The sequence below is a fragment of the Nonomuraea sp. GTA35 genome, from assembly GCF_041950525.1.
Lineage (GTDB): Bacteria > Actinomycetota > Actinomycetes > Streptosporangiales > Streptosporangiaceae > Nonomuraea.
Window position 1 is genome coordinate 68,903 of the sequence record NZ_JBGNUV010000005.1, and the last position, 18,070, is coordinate 86,972.

Annotated in this window: 17 protein-coding genes; 6 read left to right on the plus strand and 11 right to left on the minus strand. The window is 71.3% G+C overall.

From position 1 onward, the window contains the following. Positions 1–14: 14 nt before the first annotated feature. The 4 genes from ACBJ32_RS23560 to ACBJ32_RS23575 all read right to left on the minus strand — a co-directional run bounded on the left by ACBJ32_RS23560 (position 15) and on the right by ACBJ32_RS23575 (position 2,904). A complete protein-coding gene (locus tag ACBJ32_RS23560; RefSeq protein WP_375128521.1) occupies positions 15–431 on the minus strand; it encodes a cupin domain-containing protein in 417 nt (138 codons plus the stop codon). 14 nt (positions 432–445) lie between these two features. Continuing rightward, positions 446–1,261: a phosphoenolpyruvate hydrolase family protein gene (locus ACBJ32_RS23565; RefSeq protein ID WP_357871179.1), complete on the minus strand. Its 816-nt coding sequence runs from the start codon at positions 1,259–1,261 to the stop codon at positions 446–448. Continuing rightward, positions 1,258–2,499 carry a Tm-1-like ATP-binding domain-containing protein gene (locus ACBJ32_RS23570; protein ID WP_375128522.1) on the minus strand — a complete coding sequence of 414 codons (1,242 nt, stop codon included), beginning with the start codon at positions 2,497–2,499 and terminating at the stop codon, positions 1,258–1,260. The genes ACBJ32_RS23565 and ACBJ32_RS23570 overlap by 4 nt, the downstream gene beginning before the upstream one ends. 66 nt (positions 2,500–2,565) lie before the next feature. Further along, positions 2,566–2,904, minus strand: a complete 339-nt coding sequence (locus ACBJ32_RS23575; RefSeq protein ID WP_375128985.1) for a luciferase family protein — start codon at positions 2,902–2,904, stop codon at positions 2,566–2,568. Between the two features lie 240 nt (positions 2,905–3,144). On the opposite strand from ACBJ32_RS23575, the gene ACBJ32_RS23580 reads away from it, so the two are divergent. Then, complete coding sequence (locus tag ACBJ32_RS23580; RefSeq protein WP_375128523.1) at positions 3,145–4,818, plus strand: glycosyl hydrolase family 18 protein; 1,674 nt, start codon at positions 3,145–3,147, stop codon at positions 4,816–4,818. Between the two features lie 52 nt (positions 4,819–4,870). Here the strand turns inward: ACBJ32_RS23580 and ACBJ32_RS23585 are convergent, their stop codons facing one another. The 6 genes from ACBJ32_RS23585 to ACBJ32_RS23610 all read right to left on the minus strand — a co-directional run bounded on the left by ACBJ32_RS23585 (position 4,871) and on the right by ACBJ32_RS23610 (position 11,230). Continuing rightward, entirely contained in the window at positions 4,871–5,716 is an 846-nt protein-coding gene (locus ACBJ32_RS23585; protein WP_375128524.1) for an aldo/keto reductase, read from the minus strand. A 148-nt stretch (positions 5,717–5,864) separates the two neighbouring features. Beyond that, on the minus strand, positions 5,865–7,235 hold the full coding sequence (locus tag ACBJ32_RS23590; protein WP_375128525.1) for a sulfatase-like hydrolase/transferase: 1,371 nt from the start codon (positions 7,233–7,235) through the stop codon (positions 5,865–5,867). Between the two features lie 13 nt (positions 7,236–7,248). Continuing rightward, the gene (locus ACBJ32_RS23595) at positions 7,249–8,058 is read right to left on the minus strand and encodes a carbohydrate ABC transporter permease (protein ID WP_375128526.1); all 810 of its coding nucleotides are present in this window, start codon (positions 8,056–8,058) and stop codon (positions 7,249–7,251) included. After that, positions 8,058–8,930 carry a carbohydrate ABC transporter permease gene (locus ACBJ32_RS23600; protein ID WP_375128527.1) on the minus strand — a complete coding sequence of 291 codons (873 nt, stop codon included), beginning with the start codon at positions 8,928–8,930 and terminating at the stop codon, positions 8,058–8,060. The genes ACBJ32_RS23595 and ACBJ32_RS23600 overlap by 1 nt, the downstream gene beginning before the upstream one ends. Further along, on the minus strand, positions 8,927–10,192 hold the full coding sequence (locus ACBJ32_RS23605) for an extracellular solute-binding protein (RefSeq protein ID WP_375128528.1): 1,266 nt from the start codon (positions 10,190–10,192) through the stop codon (positions 8,927–8,929). Before ACBJ32_RS23605 ends, ACBJ32_RS23600 begins: the two co-directional genes overlap by 4 nt. A gap of 15 nt (positions 10,193–10,207) precedes the next feature. Next, a complete protein-coding gene (locus tag ACBJ32_RS23610; RefSeq protein WP_375128529.1) occupies positions 10,208–11,230 on the minus strand; it encodes a LacI family DNA-binding transcriptional regulator in 1,023 nt (340 codons plus the stop codon). A gap of 326 nt (positions 11,231–11,556) precedes the next feature. Here ACBJ32_RS23610 and ACBJ32_RS23615 point away from each other — a divergent pair, with 326 nt between their 5' ends. Beyond that, entirely contained in the window at positions 11,557–12,975 is a 1,419-nt protein-coding gene (locus ACBJ32_RS23615; protein ID WP_375128530.1) for a multicopper oxidase family protein, read from the plus strand. 105 nt (positions 12,976–13,080) lie between these two features. Then, the gene (locus tag ACBJ32_RS23620) at positions 13,081–13,809 is read left to right on the plus strand and encodes a TetR/AcrR family transcriptional regulator (protein ID WP_375128531.1); all 729 of its coding nucleotides are present in this window, start codon (positions 13,081–13,083) and stop codon (positions 13,807–13,809) included. A 72-nt stretch (positions 13,810–13,881) separates the two neighbouring features. Here ACBJ32_RS23620 and ACBJ32_RS23625 read toward each other — a convergent pair whose 3' ends face one another. Then, the gene (locus tag ACBJ32_RS23625) at positions 13,882–14,526 is read right to left on the minus strand and encodes a GPP34 family phosphoprotein (protein WP_375128532.1); all 645 of its coding nucleotides are present in this window, start codon (positions 14,524–14,526) and stop codon (positions 13,882–13,884) included. A gap of 117 nt (positions 14,527–14,643) precedes the next feature. On the opposite strand from ACBJ32_RS23625, the gene ACBJ32_RS23630 reads away from it, so the two are divergent. From ACBJ32_RS23630 to ACBJ32_RS23640, 3 genes are all read left to right on the plus strand, one after another. Then, positions 14,644–16,047 carry an APC family permease gene (locus ACBJ32_RS23630; protein WP_375128533.1) on the plus strand — a complete coding sequence of 468 codons (1,404 nt, stop codon included), beginning with the start codon at positions 14,644–14,646 and terminating at the stop codon, positions 16,045–16,047. Continuing rightward, a complete protein-coding gene (locus tag ACBJ32_RS23635) occupies positions 16,047–16,595 on the plus strand; it encodes a GPP34 family phosphoprotein (RefSeq protein WP_375128534.1) in 549 nt (182 codons plus the stop codon). The genes ACBJ32_RS23630 and ACBJ32_RS23635 overlap by 1 nt, the downstream gene beginning before the upstream one ends. A gap of 97 nt (positions 16,596–16,692) precedes the next feature. Then, positions 16,693–17,946, plus strand: a complete 1,254-nt coding sequence (locus ACBJ32_RS23640; protein WP_375128535.1) for a lamin tail domain-containing protein — start codon at positions 16,693–16,695, stop codon at positions 17,944–17,946. Positions 17,947–18,070 lie beyond the last annotated feature (124 nt).

The following is an 18,070-nucleotide window of genomic DNA, read 5'->3' on the forward strand; positions in this document are numbered from 1 at the left end:
CGGGACGCCCCCGGTCACCCCGGCTTGACGGCCTCCCAGGTGGGATGCTCGCCGGGCGCCAGCTCCAGGAAGCCGGGCAGGTCGCGCAGCGCCTCCTCGGCGCCGCCCGGCGTGTACGTGGCGATGATCCGCATGGGGCGCCACCCGGTGTTGAACGTCGAGTGCAGCGTCCCCATGGGGATGTAGACGGCGTCCCCGGCGGTGACCGCGAACTCGGGCCCGTCGCCGACCGTCTGCCGTCCCTCCCCTTCGATGATGTAGAGCACCTCGTCGGAGAAGGGATGCTGGTGGCGGTCGTGCCCCTGGCCCGGGTTGATCACGACCTCGCCGAACGTGGACGAGGCGCCCGGCACGGTGCCGGGCGTCACGTGCCACTTGATCGAGCCCCAGCCGAACAGCATGGTCGGCACGTCGTCAGGACGGCGATGCATGGGTGCTCCGTTCTCTAGAGGGCCTTGAAGGCGCGCAACTGGTCGGCGATGGCCCGCTCGGCGGGCAGGCGCTCCATGGAGGAGGCGCCGAAGAAGCCCGCGACGCCGACGGTGCGCGCCTGGATGTAGGCGACGTCGTCGGGCTCGGCGATGGGGCCGCCGTGGCACAGGACGATGACGTCGGGGTTCACGGCCACGGCGGCGTCGCGCATCTCCTGGACGCGCACGGCGGACTCGTCCAGCGTGAGGGCGGTCCTGGCGCCGATGCTGCCCTTGGTCGTCAGGCCCATGTGCGGCACGATGATGTCGGCGCCCGCCCGCGCCATGGCCGTGGCCTGCTCGGGGGTGAACACGTACGGGGCGGTGAGCAGGCCGCGCTCGGCGGCCAGCCGGATCATCTCGATCTCCAGGTCGAAGCTCATGCCGGTCTCCTCCAGGTTCGCCCGGAAGACGCCGTCGATGAGGCCGACGGTGGGGAAGTTCTGGACGCCGGTGAAGCCCATGGCCTTGAGCTGGTCGAGGAAGTGCGGCATGAGCCGGAACGGGTCGGTGCCGCAGACGCCGGCCAGCACGGGGGTGTCCTTGACGACCGGCAGCACCTCGCCGGCCATCTCGACCACGATCGCGTTGGCGTCCCCGTACGGCAGCAGCCCCGCCAGCGAGCCGCGCCCGGCCATCCTGAACCGGCCCGAGTTGTAGATGATGATCAGGTCCACGCCGCCGATCTCGGCCGCCTTGGCGGACAGCCCGGTGCCCGCGCCCGCCCCGATGACGAGCCGGCCGGCCTTCCGCTCGGCCCTGAGCCTGCCGAGTGCCTCGTCGCGGTTCATGCCGCCCCTTTCTGGATCAGCTCGTGCAACCGGTCGGCGGCGGCGACCGCGAACCGGGGCTGGTTGATGTCGTCCTCGCTCTCCACCACCTGGACGTCGCCGCCCGCCACCGACTCCAGCACGGCCGCGAAGCAGGCGGCGTCGGCCTCGGGGTCGTGGAACGGGCCGCCTGCGACGTCCACGGCCGAGACGCCGCCGCGCGGCACGAACAGCGCCACCGGCCCGGTCGCCGCGGCGAGCTTCGCGCCGATCTCCCTGCCGATCGCGGCGCACTCCCGCGCCGTCGTCCGCATCAGGGTCACGGTCGGGTTGTGCACCAGCAGCCGCCGCTGCCCGAACCGCTCGGGCACGCTCTCCACCGGCCCGAAGTTCACCATGTCCACCGCGCCCAGGCTGACGACCTGCGGCACGCCGGCCGCCCCCGCGGCGGTCAGGCGCCCGGGCCCCGCCGACAGCACGCCGCCCACGAGCTCGTCGGCCAGCTCGGTGGTGGTCAGGTCGAGCACCCCGGCGAAGTACCCGTCCCTGACCAGCGCCTCCATGGCGCGGCCGCCCGAGCCGGTGGCGTGGAAGACGACCACCTCGTAGCCCAGCTCCTCGAGCCGGGCCCTGGCGGCGTTCACGGCGGGCGTGGTCACGCCGAACATGGTGGCCGCGACCAGGGGCCTGTCCCCACGGGGGGCCTCGCGGCGGCGCGCGTCGCAGGCGGCGGCCATCGCGGCGATCGCCGCCGCCGCGTTGCCCAGGATCGGGCGGGAGATCGCGTTGATCCCCGCGACATCGACGACGCTGTACATGAGCGTCACGTCGCTCTGCCCCACGTAGGGCGTCACGTCGCCGCTTGCCATGGTGGAGACCAGCAGTTTGGGCACGCCGACGGGCAGCGCCGCCATGGCGGCCGCCGCGATCGAGGAGCCGCCGCTGCCGCCGAGCGCCAGCACGCCGCTCACCCGGCCGCGCTCCCACAGGTCCCGGACGATCTTCGCGGCCCCGGCGGCCATCACCCCCAGGGCGGCGCCGCGATCGCCGTCGCTCCTGAGCCGATCGAGGCTGGTGCCGCCCGCCTCCGCGACGGCCTCCGCGCCGATGTCGGGAACCGGGCCCGCGCCCGGGGCCGGATCGCCCATGACGCCCGCGTCGAGCAGCACGACCTCCTGCCCCGCCGCCGTGACGAGGTCACGGACGAAGGCGTACTCCGCGCCCTTCGTGTCGAGGGTCCCGAGCAGTAACACCGCCATGACCGACCTCCTCCGGGGTTCGCCGCCACCCAGCAACCTCCCCCACCCGGCGGGCCGTCACGCCTCTCAGGGCACGTGCGCCTTGATCGCCACACTGGTCAGCGCGAGCAGCAGCTCCAGGTCCGGCTCGGCGTCCACGTACACGGCCACCCAGGCCTGGTCCTCGCACGCCTGCACCTGCTCGCACGTGCTCAGGTAGGGCCGCAGCCGGTCGATGGCCGGGGCCGTCAGGCGCACCCGCACCTCGTCGCGGCCGGCGAGCCGGACGATCTCGGTGCCGTGCACGGCGAACGTCGTGCCGCGCCGGCCGTCGCTCACCGCCAGCGCCGGCCACGACCTCAGCTCCGCCACCGCTCGGGCGACGTACGGTCCCCGGCGTTCAGCTTCCCGCCGCCAGGCGGTCATCCCTGCCACACCCCCATGCTGAGGGATGCGCGTACGGAACGTCAGTGTCCGTTCCGCAACCGTTATCGGCGCGCACGAAGCGCTACTCCGCTTTACTGGGCGATTTCACGATCTGGGTGACATGTATTGACTCGTTCCGCAGGGTGGGGATACCGTCGGCCCATAACTAAAAGGAAACTTTACTAATAGTTTCCTAGGCATCCCACCCCCCATACACCCCCCAACGGATGTCGGAGCATCATGAGACACACCATCCTGAGCAAGGTCCTCGCCGGGCTGGCGGCGCTGGCGCTGCCGCTCACCGCGGCGGTCGTCGCCCCGCCGACGGCCTCCGCCTCCTCGGCCGTGCGGGTCGCCGCCGCCGACTGGGCGGCCTGGACGGCGTACGCGGCGGGAGCGCGCGTCACGTACAACGGCGTCGAGTACGAATGCCTGCAGGCCCACACCTCCCAGCCCGGCTGGGAGCCCCCGAACGTGCCGGCCCTGTGGAAGGTCGCGACCGGCGGCGGCACCGACACCACCGCGCCGACCGTGCCGGGCAACCTCCGCTCCACCGGCGTCTCCAACAGCAGCGTCACCCTCGCCTGGGACGCCTCCACCGACAACGTCGCCGTCACCGGCTACGAGATCTACCGCGGCGGCACCCTCGTCACCACCGTCACCGGCACCACCCACACCGACACCGGCCTGACCGCCAACACCGCCTACAGCTACACCGTCCGCGCCCGCGACGCCGCCGGCAACCGCTCCGCCGCCGGCAACACCGTCAACGCCACGACCACGGGCGGCAACGGCGGCGGGAACAAGGTGCTCGGCTACTTCGTGCAGTGGGGCGTCTACCAGCGCGCCTACCACGTCAAGAACATCGACACCAGCGGCTCGGCGGCCAAGCTCACCCACATCAACTACGCCTTCGGCAACGTGCAGAACGGCCAGTGCACGATCGGCGACAGCTACGCCGACTACGACCGCTTCTACCAGGCGGGCGAGAGCGTGGACGGCGTCGCCGACACGTGGGACGCCGGCGCGCTGCGCGGCAACTTCAACCAGCTCCGCAAGCTCAAGAAGAAGTACCCGAACCTGAAGGTGCTCTTCTCCTTCGGCGGCTGGACCTGGTCCGGCGGCTTCGGCCAGGCCGCGCAGAACCCGGCCGCGTTCGCCGAGTCCTGCTACCGGCTGGTCGAGGACCCGCGCTGGGCCGACGTGTTCGACGGCATCGACATCGACTGGGAGTACCCGAACGCCTGCGGCCTGACCTGCGACACCAGCGGCCCGGCCGCGTTCAGGAACCTGATGTCGGCGCTGCGCGCCCGCTTCGGCTCCGGCAACCTGGTCACCGCCGCGATCACCGCCGACGGCACCGACGGCGGCAAGATCGACGCGGCCGACTACGGCGGCGCGGCGCAGTACGTCGACTGGTACAACGTCATGACCTACGACTTCTTCGGCGCCTGGGCGGCCCAGGGCCCGACGGCCCCGCACTCGCCGCTCACCTCCTACAACGGCATCCCGATCGCCGGCTTCCACTCCGACAGCGCGATCCAGAAGCTCAGGAGCAAGGGCGTGCCGGCGAGCAAGCTGCTGCTCGGCATCGGCTTCTACGGCCGCGGCTGGACCGGCGTCACGCAGGCCGCGCCCGGCGGCACGGCCACGGGTCCCGCGCCGGGCACGTACGAGCAGGGCATCGAGGACTACAAGGTGCTCAAGACCCGCTGCCCCGCCACGGGCACGGTCGCCGGCACGGCGTACGCGCACTGCGGCAACCAGTGGTGGAGCTACGACACCCCGGCCACGATCGGCGGCAAGATGAGCTACTCGAAGAACCAGGGCCTCGGCGGCGCGTTCTTCTGGGAGCTCAGCGGCGACACGACGAACGGCGAGCTGATCACGGCCATGCGGAACGGCCTGGGCTGACCCGCTGAAAGACCGGGGCCGGCCCTCCGCGCCTGGGGGCCGGCCCTTCCCTTCAGCCCAGCTCGCTCAGCTGCTCGGCCGTCAGCCCCACGGTCGAGGCGCCCAGGTTCTCCTCCAGGTGCACGATCGAGGACGTGCCGGGGATGGGCAGCACCATCGGCGACCTGGCCAGCAGCCAGGCCAGGCTGACCTGCGACGGCGTGGCGCCGAGCGCCTTGGCCACGTGCTCCACCGGGCTGCCCGGCCCCGTCAGGGCGCCCTTGGCGACGGGGCTGTAGGGGATGAAGACGATGCCCTGCTCCGTGCAGTGGTCGAGGACCGGCTCGGAGAAGCGGTTGGTGAGGTTGTAGCGGTTCTGCACGGAGACGATGCCGGTGACGCGCCGCGCCCGCTCCAGCTCCTCCACGCTCACCTCCGACAGGCCGATCTCGGCGATCTTGCCCTCGTCGCGGAGCGCGCCGAGCTCGCCGACCTGGTCCTCCAGCGGGACCCGCGGGTCGATGCGGTGGAGCTGCAGCAGGTCGAGCCGCTCCACGCCGAGCCTGCGCAGGCTCATCTCGACCTCCTGCCGCAGGTACTCGGGCCGTCCCACCGGGTGCCACTGGCTCGGCCCGGTGCGGACGAAGCCGGCCTTGGTGGCGATCAGCAGCCCCTCCGGGTACGGGTGCAGGGCCTCGCGGATGAGCTCCTCGTTGACGTACGGGCCGTACGAGTCGGCCGTGTCGATGAAGTTCACGCCCAGCTCGACGACCCGGCGCAGCACCCGGACGGCCGCGTCGCGGTCGGCGGGCGGCCCCCAGACGCCCGGCCCCGTCAGGCTCATGGCCCCGTAGCCGAGGCGGTGCACGGTCTTGCCGCCGATGGCCAGCGTGCCGGTGGACGGGAGCGAAATGGACATGCGGTTCCTCACCTCGACGTGCGACGTTCCAGGGTCCGTGATGCAACGGATACGTGGTCACTCTTCCCTACCACGTGAACCATTCATGCGTTTCGGGGCATCTGTGCCTTTGGCCTGGTTCTTGGCGGAAGGGCCGTGTCCTGGCCGGTCAGGAGGCGGGGCGGGGCTGGTGGCCGTACCGGACGGGCTCGGGGCCGCGGAGGCGGACCTCCGGGTCGGGCATCGCCTGCTCGCGCCCCGCCCGCGCCACCGCGGGCTCGATGGCCGGCGAAGACCCCTCGGCCTCGGCGATCCGCCGCACCAGCCGCTCCCGCAGTTGCGCGGCCACCCCCGCGTGCGAGGCGTACCCCGCCAGGTTCACCAGCTCGTGCGGGTCGTTCTCCAGGTCGTACAGGGCCTGCTCGCGGTAGGCGGGCGCGCCCGGGTCGTCCCAGGGGTGGGCGTCCTCGGCGACGGCGTAGTACTTCCACCGCGACGTACGGATCCCGCGCCCCACCTCCGACTCGCTCACCTGGAAGAACACCTCCTCGGGCCAGGACGCGCCCCGCGGGTCGCGCACCAGCGGCAGGAACGAGCGCCCCTGCATGTCGGAGGGCACCGGCAACCCGGCCGCCTCCAGCAGCGTGGGCGGCAGGTCGAGGGTGCTGACCGGGCGGGAGATGGCGCCGCCGCCGTCGAAGCCCGGGCCGCGCAGCGCGAGCGGCACGCGCAGGGAAGCGTCGTGGCAGGAACGCTTGTACTCGCCGTTGCGCGTCTTGAAGTGGTTGCCGTGGTCGGAGGTGTACGCCACGATCGTGTCGTCCAGCAGGTCCATGCTGCGCAGCGCGTCCAGCAGCCGCCCGAGCCCTTCGTCCAGGCGCTTGACCTGCCCGAGGTAGCCGCCCATGTGCTGGTGGGCGGTGCCGCCGAGCGCGGCCAGGTCCGGCGGCATCCAGCGGCCCTGGTAGCGCTCCTCGTAGCCGTCGGGGGCCGGGTAGTTGTCCACCTCGTTCTGGTGGTGCGGCTCCAGGAACGACAGGAACAGGTAGAACGGCTCGCCGGCGTGGTCGGCCACGAAGCGGACCGCCGCGTCCACGAGCGCGTCGGAGCGGTAGCCGGGCAGCAGGACGGGCTCGTTCGCCTCGTCGTAGACGATGGTCCGGTACGCGTCGGAGGTGTGCTCCAGGGCGTTGGCGGCCAGCCACGACCGGTAGCCGCCGCGCCGGTCCTCGGGCACCGGCTCGGTGCCGGCCAGGTGCCACTTGCCGATGTAGCCGGTGGCGTAGCCGGCCGCGCCGAAGTGGTGGGCCAGCGTGCGCTCCTCGGGGGGCAGCACGCGGCCGTTGCGGTAGACGCCGGTCGTGGTCGGGTAGCGGCCCGTCTGGATCGCCGCACGGGCGGGGGCGCACACCGGCTGCGGGGTGAGCGCGACCGTGGCCTGCGTGCCGCGCCTTGCCATGGCGTCGAGGTTCGGGGTGAAGGGGCCGACGGTGTCCCACCGCTGCTGGTCGGTGAAGACGACGATCACGTTCGGGCGCAAGACGGAAGACTCCTTATTTCAGGCCGGTCAGGGCGATGCCCCGGACGAAGTATCTCTGGGTGAGGACGAACAGGACGGCGGTGGGCACGAAGAGGATCACCGAGCCGGCCGCCGTGAGGTGCCACAGCGTGAAGTACTCCTGGTTGAACAGGGTGAGCCCGACCGGGATGGTGCGCATCTCGGGCGTGGATGTGGCGACCAGCGGCCAGAGGAACTCGTTCCACTGGAAGACGAACGTGAACAGCCCGAGCACGGCCAGCGCGGGCCGCGTCTGCGGGAGGATGACGCTCCAGTAGACGCGCAGCTCGGAGGCCCCGTCGATGCGCGCCGCGTTGATCAGGTCGTCGGGGATGGGCTGGATGAACTGCCGCATGAGGAAGATGCCGAACGCGTCCATCAGGAACGGCGTGATGAGCCCCTGGTAGGTGTTCAGCCAGCCCAGGTTGGCCATGAGCACGTACAGCGGGATCATCCGCACGAAGAACGGCACCATCAGCGTGGCCAGCAGCGCCACGAACAGCGTGTTGCGCAGCGGGAAGCGGAACTTGGCGAACACGTACCCGACCAGCGGGTCGAACACCAGATGCGCCAGCGTGATGGCCCCGGCCACGACCAGGCTGTTGACGATGAAGTCGCCGAACGGCGCCCGGGTGAACAGCTCGGCGTAGTTGCCCCACTGCGGCGACTCCGGCACGAGCACGGCCTCGGCCGACAGCGTCTCGGCCTCCGTCTGCAGGGAGAGCGAGAGCATGTAGAGCAGCGGCACGACCGTGATCAGCGAGGCCAGCCCGAGCAGCGTGTAGAGCAGCGGCTTGCGCAGCATCAGTACGTCACCTCCCCGCGCCGCCCGGCCCTGAGCTGGATCACGGTGAACGCCACGATCACGATCAGCAGCAGCACCGACTGCGCCGAGGAGTAGCCGAAGTCCCTGGTGCGGAAGGCGACGTTGAAGATGTGGAAGACCGACAGGTCGGTGGCGTCGCCGGGGCCGCCGCCGGTGATGATGTACGCCTGCCCGAACGCCTGCAGCCCCGAGATGACCGCCATCACCGACACGAACAGCGTGGTCGGCGCGAGCAGCGGCAGCGTGATCCGCCAGAAACGGTGCCAGGCGTCCGCCCCGTCGATCTTCGCGGCCTCGTGGTACGTCTCCGGGATGCCCTGCAGCCCGGCCAGGAACAGCACCATCGTGTAGCCGACGCTCTGCCAGAGCGTGACGGCGGCGATCGTGAGCAGCGGCGCGGTGTTCAGCCACTGCTGCGCGGGCAGGCCGGCCGCCATCAGCACCCGGTTCAGCACGCCGAGCTCGGGGTCGAGGATGTTGCGCCACAGCAGCCCGACGATCGCGACGGAGGTCAGGTACGGCACGAGCAGCACCACCCGGAACACCACCCGCCCCTTGAGCGGCTGGTCGATGGCCAGCGCCAGGGCCAGCCCGAGCACGATCGAGCCGATCACCACCATCACCGAGAAGCCCGCCGTGACCAGGAACGAGTGCCGCACGGCCGGGTCGGCCAGGGCCTGGGTGTAGTTGCCCAGGCCCGTCCACTGGTCGGCCATCGGCCCGGTACGGAAGCCGGTGGCCACCACGTTGCCGATCGGCAGGTAGAAGAAGGCCGCGAAGAACAGGATCGCCGGGAGGAGGAACAGGTAGGCCGTCCTGGCATGGCGGCCCTGAAGCGTGCGGGCCCTCACTTGAGGAAGCCCTCCGCCGCCTTGACGAAGGCGTCGAGCGCCTCGGCGGCCGGCTTGTTCTGGATGAGCACCTGCTGGTACATGACCTTGAGCTGCTCCTCCCACTTGCCGAGCTGCCCGGTCAGGCGCACCTCCTGGGAGGAGTCCCTGGCGGTGGGCAGCGCGTCGGCGAAGACCTTGGTGACGGGGTCGGACTGCACCTCGGGCAGGTCCACCCACGACCTGCGCGGCATGAGCATGCCGGTCTCCTTGGTGGCGGCCTGCTCGACCTGCAGGGCCGTGATGCGCTTGATGAAGTCCCACGACAGCTCGGGCCTGGTGGCCTTGGCGGGCACGAACATGCTGACGCCGGCCGCCTGGGTGGCCGCCGTCTTGTTCCTCAGCGGCGGCGCGACGCCGAGCTCGATGTCGGCGCTGGTCTTCCTGATGGGGTCGAGGTCCCACGGTCCCGTGAAGATCATCCCGGCGCGCTTGGCGGAGAACAGCTTCTGCGGGCCGGAGTAGTCGGTGCCCGCCGTCGGCACGGGGGCCACCTTGTGCTTGTGGACGAGATCGGCCTGGAACTGCAGGGCGGCGACCGCGTCCGCGCGCGGTTCCATGATCGCCTTGGTCTCCAGGTCGTACGGGGTGACGCCGGCCTGCACCATCCACGGCCACATGTAGGTGTAGTCCTGGTTGAGCGCGACGCCGTACACGCCGTCCTTGGTCAGCTTCCTGGCCGCGTCGAGGAACTCCTCCCAGGTGGTCGGCACCTCCACGCCGGCCTCGCGCAGCATGCCCTGGTTGTGGACGAGGGTGTTGCAGGTCAGGTGGAGCTGGACCCCGTAGACCTTGCCCTGGTACGAGTTGCGCTCCACGGTCACCGGCTGCCAGTCGGCGGGGAAGCCCATCGCCTGGCCGTCGCGGTCGACGAAGTCCTGCAGCGAGCGCGCGTTGCCGGACACGGCGAACTCCTGCACCCACCCGCCGGGCTCCTCCACCAGGTCGGGCACGGTGCCGGAGGCGAAGTCGGCCAGCAGCCTGGTCCGCAGGTCGGGCCACTGGTACTTCTGCAGGTTGACCTTGACCTTGTTGGCCTGCTCGAACTCGGCGATCACCTTGCGGTAGGCCTGGTAGTCGTGGCCGGCGTTCCAGTAGACCGTGAAGGTGCCCGGCGCGGCGCCCTGCGTGGCCGGCGCGCCCGCGCACGACGACAGGACCGGGACGGCGGCGGCGGCCCCGGCGAGGCGGAACAGGTCACGGCGTGAGGGGTGGGAGGACATCTGGCGGATTCCCTTCTAGGACGAGCCCCGCCGCACGAAGGTCCACGAGCGGACGATCTCGCGGGCGGGTGGCGGCTCCTCGGCCTGGAGGCGGTCGAAGAGCAGGCGTACGACGTCGGTGTAGTCGTGGCGGAGCGGACCGACGGTGCTGAGCTGCGGATTGCTGATGAGACCCTCGTCGATGTTGCCGACACCGACGATCGCGACGTCGCCCGGCACGCTGAGCCCGAGGTCCCTGGCGGCCCAGATCGCGCTGATCGCCGCCCGGTCGGAGGCGGCGAAGATGGCGTCGGGCCGGTCGGGCGAGCTGAGCAGCTCGGTCGCCGTCTGGTACGCGGCCACGCGGTCGTCCGCGCCGCCGGTGACGACGCGCTCGGTCACGCCGTGCCGTTCCAGGGCGGTGAGGTAGCCGAGCAGCCGTCCCTCGGGCTTGTCGCTGTAGACCTCGTACCGCTGCCCCATGAACGCCACGCGCCGCCTGCCGGTGGTGAGCAGGTGCTCGACGGCCTCGGCGCACGCCTCCATCTCGGGGGTGCGGACGACGTCACAGCCCTCCAGCCCGCTGCCGTTGCTCATCACCACCATCGGCAGCCCGGTGTCGGCCAGCCCGCCGAGCAGGCCGTGCTCCAGGTTGCCGCCGGTGAGGCGGATCAGCGCGCCGTCGGCGATGCCGCCGCGCAGCACCTCGACGGCCGCCTGGGCGCGGGCCTCGTCGTAGACGGAGAGCGTGACCACCGAGTAGCCGCGCGCGTCGGCCATCTCGTGCAGGTCCGTGGCCAGCCGCGCGTCGGTGGGCACGCCACCGAACGAGCTCAGCACCAGGCAGACGCGCTGGGTGCGGCGTTTGCGCAGGCTCCTGGCCGCCTGGTTGGGGGTGTAGCCGAGCTGCCTGGCGGCGTCGAGCACCCGCTTCCTGGTCTCGGCGGCGACGGGACGGTCCTTGCCGCTGAGGACGTAGGAGACGGTCGCCACTGACACGTTCGCCAGCTCGGCCACTTGTCGCGCTGTTGGTCTCATATTAGTCGAATAACCTAGCATTCCCTACAGAGTTATGGGGGATTCTGTTCGCTGGATCTCGGGATACAGGCAGGAAGAGGGAAGTCTTCATCTGTTGGCCGCCGGCCGATGTTAAACGATTAACACCATATTTCGCACCGGCCGCCCGATCAATAGGTGAGTTCCCGGCTCACCGTCCCGGTGGGCCCGGCCGCCGCTTCCACCTCCCTGCGCCCCTGGGAGTGCGCGGCTCCACGACGCCGCCAGGACCTGGTCGATCTGCAGCGTGGCGCGCGGCATTCGTGATCACTCTCCGTTACCTTGCCAGGTGAATGGGGGGATCCGCAATGAATGGTTCGTATCGGGGCTTGTCCCGCAGGTTGTTCGTGACCGGCATGTTCGCCGCGCTGGCAGGCGCGGTCCCAGTGGCGGCAGGCCGCCCGGCGGCAGGTGCCACGGCCAGGAGGCCGCACCGGGGCGCGGTGCTGCGGGCCAAGCCCGCCAAGGTCTCGATCGGCCCGCGCACCGTCACCACCTGGACCTACGACGGCCTGCTCCCCGGCCCGCGCATCGAGGCCACGGCCGGCGGGCTCGTACGCGCCAAGCTGGTCAACGGCCTGCCCGCGGAGACCACCGTGCACTGGCACGGCATCAGGCTCGACGCCCGCATGGACGGCGCCCCCGGCTACACGCAGAAGGCGGTCCAGCCGGGCGGGACCTTCGACTACGTGTTCACCGTCCCCGACCCGGGCACGTACTTCTACCACTCGCACGTCGGCATGCAGAACGACCGCGGCCTGTACGGCCCGCTGATCGTGGCCGACCCGCACGAGCCGCTCGGCTACGACCAGGAGTTCACGGTCGTGCTCGACGACTGGGTGGACGGCGTGGGCGGCACCCCGGACGACGCGCTGCGGCGGCTGAACGCCAGCACCGCGCACGACGACACGCTGCGCAGCACCCTGCTCGGCGGCGTCGTGGGCGAGCTGCGCCATCCGTACCATCTGGTCAACGGCCGGGCGGCGGAGACGCCGGAGGTGTTCGTCAGCAAGCCGGGGCGGATCGTCAGGTTCCGGGTGATCAACGCGGCGGCCGACACCGCGTTCCGGGTGGCGCTGGGCGGCCACCGCATGGCCGTGACGCACACCGACGGGTTCCCGTGCGCGCCGGTCTCCGTGGACACGTTCCTCATCGGCATGGGCGAGCGCTACGACTTCCTCGTCCGGCTCGACGACGGGGCGTTCCCGCTGGTGGCGGAGGCGGAGGGGAAGCGGGCGCGGGCGTTCGCGATCGTGCGCACCTCGCCCCGGGCGGCGGCGCCCCGCAGCGACGTGCGGCTGCGCGAGCTGTCCCAGCGAATGCTGCGGTACGCCGACCTCACGTCCCGGCAGGCGGACACGCTCCCGCGCCCGTCGAGGAGCGTCACCGTGACGCTCGGCATGCGCCCGTCGGGCAACGAGTGGACGCTCAACGACCGCCTGGCCGCCGACCCGATGCGCCTGCAGGTGGAGCGCGGCGAGACGATCAGGATCGTGCTCGACAACCAGTCGCCCATGTGGCACCCGATGCACCTGCACGGCCACACCTTCCAGGTGCGGACGTCGCCGGGCCCGCGGGGGCCGCGCAAGGACACCGTGAACATCCTGCCGCGCGAGCGCCTGAACATCGACGTGCGCGCCGACAACCCCGGCGAGTGGATGTTCCACTGCCACAACCTCTACCACCAGGAGCAGGGGATGATGGGCACGCTCGGCTACGGCCCCGAGACGCGGAAGATGAAGCACTGAGCCGGGTGCTCACCGCAGCACGCGCAGCGGCAGGCGTAGGTGGTGTCCGGTGTACGCATGTCGCGCACGCTGTACCCTAAGGTAGGGGGGAGAAAGGAGCCCCTCATGCCCGAAGACGACAAGCAGATCCCCTCGGTGTGGGCCCGCCCCCGCAAGGAGCGCCAGCAGCCGCTGCTCACCCGCGAGAGCATCGTGGCAGAGGCGGTGCGCCTGCTCGACGAGGAGGGCGCCGACAACCTCAGCATGCGCCGCCTGGGCAGCCGGCTCGGCGCCGGTGCCACCTCGCTCTACCGCCACGTGGCGAACAAGGACGAGTTGCTGGAGCTGGCGCTCGACGCCGTCCACGGCGAGCTGCCGCTGCCCGGCACCGGCGAGTGGCGGGCGACGATGAGCGAGGTGGCCCGCGCCCTGCGCGCGACGATCCTGCGCCACCCGTGGCTGGCCGCCAAGCTCGGCGAGGCGGGGCTGGCCTATCTCGGGCCCAACATGCTGCGGCAGAGCGAGTTCATGCTGGGCGTCATGGAGGACGCCGGGTTCCCGCCGGCCGAGGCCGACATGGCGGTGACCACGGTCACGGCGTACGTGGTGGGGGTCTCGACCGGCGAGGCCGCCTGGCTGTCCATGGTCGCGCGCAGCGGGCAGAGCGAGCAGGAGTTGACCGAGAGGCTGTGGCCCGCGGCCGAGCGGGCGGTCCAGGACTTCCCGCGCCTGCGTGCCCGCTACGCCGCGCAGCGCGGCGGCGACACCTCCGGCAGCAACGAGGAGACCTTCGAGTACGGGCTCCAGCGCGTCCTCGACGGCCTGCAGACCAGGCTGGGCCGATCGGGGCCGTGAGCCGCGCCCGCCTGATCGGGCCCGCCTGATCGGGCCCGGCGGGCCGGGCCGGCCGCACGCGCCCGGCCGCGGTCAGCCGGCCAGGCCACCGCCCCTGACCAGCTTGCCCACGCTCTCGCCGGCGGCCTGCTTGAACGCCACCGCGACCAGGCCGCCCAGCCGGTCACGGGCGGCCAGCTCGGCCGCCCGCCTGCGGTCCGCCTTCGGCAGCGCCTTGGCGATGAGCCGCGCGGCGTGCGCCAGCGAGACGAGCGCCACCGTGCGCCGGTCGGGCTCGTCCGCCCCCGGCTCCAGCGCGGCGAGCACGCGCCGCCGTACCGACTCGCGGGCCGCCGGGTCGGCCTCGGGGAACAGCTCCTCCTTGATCAGCTTCAGGTACGTCCGGGTCTCGGCGGTGATCGCGCCGCGCTGGGCGAGCCGCTCCAGCAGGCGCGCCCGCCGCTCGGGCGTGTACATGGCGGGCCACCAGTCCTCGAACGGCGGCGGCTGCTCGCGCATGGAGAGCCGGTCGAGGGTCTGGTCCAGCTCGGCGTCACCGGCGGGAGCGGAGTCCGTCACGACGATCCGCCCGTCGCGTAATTCGATCCGGGACAGGATCATGAGCTCGGCGAGCACGCCCGCGCTGAGCGTGTAGTCAAGCAGCTCCAGGTTGACCAGCGGCTTGCCCTTCGGCGTGTAGCCGAGCAGCAGAAGTTCTTCGGCGATGAGCAGGTCCATGCCCTTCAGACTGCCGCATCGGCACGTCCGCGGCGCTCTTGCGAGGCGGCCCCGGGCTGCGAAAGGATCTCGGAATCGAACCCCCCGCCCCTTGCATGACGACTGGAGAGGCCTGTCGTGCGCACACAACAGAACATTGAGCAGTTCGGTTACCGGCAGGAGTTACGTCGCGGGGTCGGGCTGACCGACCTCGTGTTCTACGGCCTGGCGTTCATGGTGCCCATCGCACCCTTCGCGATCTTCGGCACCGTCTATGCGGAGTCCGGCGGCATGCCGGTCCTGGCGTACCTCGTCGGGATGATCGCACTGCTGTTCACCGCCGCGTCCTACGCGCAGATGGTCAAGGCGTTCCCCCTGTCGGGCTCGGTCTACAACTACGCCGGGCGCGGCATCGCCCCGCCGGTCGGGTTCATGACCGGATGGATGATCCTGCTGGACTACATCCTCGTCCCCTGCCTGCTCTACCTCGTGGCGTCCGTGGCCATGAACGCGAGCGTGCCGGACGTGCCCGTCTGGGTCTGGCTGCTCATCTTCGTGGCCGTCAACACGGTGATCAACCTGCGCGGCATCCGGATGACGGTCAAGCTCACCCGGATCATGATCGTGTTCGAGCTGGTGGTGCTGGCGCTGTTCCTCCTGATCGGTCTCTGGGCGCTGCTCCAGGGCAGGGGCAACGGCTTCAGCCTCTCCCCGCTGTTCAACGCGGACTCCTTCTCCTGGCCGGTGGTGTTCGCGGCGGTTTCGGTGGCCGTCCTGTCCTTCCTCGGCTTCGACGGGATCAGCATGCTGGTGGAGGAGTCCACCGGCGGCTCGGCCCAGGTGGGCAGGGCCATGCGGGTGGCGCTGCTGCTGGCGGGCGTGCTGTTCATCGTGCAGGTCTGGGTCGCCGCGCTGCTCGTGCCCGACCCGGGAGGGCTGCTGAACCAGCCCAGCGACACGGCCTTCTACGACGCGGCCGCCGTGGCCGGCGGTGAATGGCTCAGGCACGTCACCTCGTTCGCCACCGCGCTGTCGTGGGGGCTGGCCAACACGATGGTCGCGCAGGTGGCGGTCTCGCGGCTGCTGTACGCGATGGCGCGCGACAGGCAACTGCCGTCGTTCCTGGCCAAGGTGTCGGTCAGGCACTCCGTGCCGGCCAACGCCATCATGCTCGTCAGCCTGCTCTCGATCGGCGTCGGCATCTGGATGTCCACCCGCGAGGACGGCGTCGCCCTGCTGTCCAGCCTGATCAACATCGGCGCCATGGTGGCGTTCATCGTGCTGCACGTGTCGGTGATCGTGCACTACTCGCTCCGCAACGGCTCGGACAAGGTGTGGTCGCATCTGGTCGCGCCGCTGGCCGGGGCCGGGATCCTGGTCTTCGTCGTGATCAACGCGAACGTGCTCGCCCAGGTGCTCGGCCTGGTCTGGCTCGGCCTCGGCGTCCTGGTGCTGATCACCCTGTACGCTCTCGGCCGCCCCCCGGCGCTGCAAGGCATGTCCGACGGGCCCGAACGCCTGAAGCGGAGCGTCCCCGACTGATGGACCGGCTGCCGCTCCACCACGACCTGTACCTGATCGCCCACGATCAGGCCGGCAGGCTGCTCATCCACCAGTCGTCGCTGGCACTCGGGCTGGCCGGCGCCGCCCTGCTCGATCTGCTGCTCTCGGGCCGGCAAGCACCGGCCGACCCCAGGTCGGAACTCAAGCGGGCGGCGGCGGACGGCGTCTACGACCGCACCCGCGTGGGCCTGCTCGACTCGGGGGTGCTCGTCCGGGTGAGCAAGCGGCGCATGGGCGTGCTGCCGTACACGCGTTACGAGCTCGCCGACATCGCCTCGGTCGTGCGGGCCTCCTCGGGGGTGCGCTCGGCGGTCGAGGGCTGGAAGCCGCCCGACGCGCGCTGCGCCGGGCTGTGCGGGCTGGTGGCGGTGCTGCGGCTGGAGTCGGAGCTCTACCTCGACCAGCCGGGGAACCGGCTGGTCGCCCGGCTGCGCGAGATCGCGGCGGCGGCGGGACCGCCCGTCGCCGAGCTGGTGGAGATCGTGGACACGCTGGTCGCCGAGGCGGCCGTCGCCGTGTACCGCTGACCGCTTTGCCGCACTACATGGACGCTGCCCCTTATGCGAGTTACGCTCCGCTGGCTACCCGTCGGGGGACCATCACCAGCTCGCATGGGGGGACTCCATGAGCTACACACTGTTACGCGGCAGCTTCGTGATCCGGTATCCGGATCTGCCGCGCCAGGGCCCCGAACCGGACGGCGACACCGTCAAGTTCCTGCCCGACTCGCCCGCCCTGGTCGAGGCGCTGCCGCGGCGCTCCGGCCGGCCGCCGAACATCAACGCCCGCGGCATCTCCGTACGGCTGGAGGCCGTCGACGCGCTGGAAACGCACTTCGCCGAGACCCACCAGGAGCTCGAAGGGGCGAACGCGGCCCGTGACGAGCTGCTGCGCCTGCTCGGCTTCACGAACGTGCGCTTCTGGGAGGACCTGCCGAACAGGGTGCGCTCGGCCGACCAGGACTCCATCCGCGGCCACGTGCTCACCAACGGCATCGACGGCAACGGCCGGCTGATCGCGTTCGGCTACGCGGGGGACCACCAGGGGGCGGACGGGACCACCGTGTTCGTCGACGGGCCGCTGGTGGACCGTTCCGTCAACGCGCAACTGCTGGCCGCCGGGCTGGTCTACCCGGCCTTCTACGCCACGCTGCCCGCCGAGCTGCGCACGCATCTGGCGGAGGTGTCGCAGGCGGCCCGGCGCAAGGCCATCGGCATCTGGCCCCGCTCGACCGCCGACCCCAACGGCGCGGCCACCGTACGGGATCTGAGCGGGCTGGAGCGGCTGGTGGTCTGGCCGAAGCTGTTCCGGCGCATCGTGCCGTACCTCGCGGCGGGGTTCACCGACTTCGACGGCTTCGACGCCTGGCTGCGCGCGGACCCGGTGAACCGGGACGACGAGCTGTTCCTGATCCCCCGGCTCGAACGCGGCAACCTGCACGACGTGGTCAGGGGGTCGGGGCAGCAGATCCAACTCACGATGTGGCCCGAGGACTTCATCATCAGCCCGGACCCCGCGCCGCCGGGCGCCCCGGTGAAGCCGCCGCTCGTCGCCGCCGGGGACGTGGTCATCGTGGCCGCCCTGCCCGACCCGGCGGGCGCCGACCGCGGCAACGAGACCGTCACGCTCATGAACCTCACGCCCGGCACGTGCGATCTGAGCGGCTGGGCCCTGACGGACGCCGGCGGCGGCCGCAAGGCCCTGACCGGCACCATCGAGGGTGGCGCCGCCCTGCGGGTGAAGCTCGACTCGGCGGTGCGGCTCGGCAACCAGGGGGACACGATCGTCCTGGTGGACGGCGAGGGGGCGACGATCGACCAGGTGATGTACAAGGCGGACCGGGTGAAGGCGGGCCGCACGATCTGCTTCGGCCGCTGAGGCGTCCGTGGCGGGCCGCCCGGGGCCGGGCAGGCCGGCCGGCGCCGGGCGGCCCGCCATTTCCGTGCCCTGCGAGAGCATTTGAGTGACGAGCGCGCCGGGCGCGCGTTATTTCAAATACGCT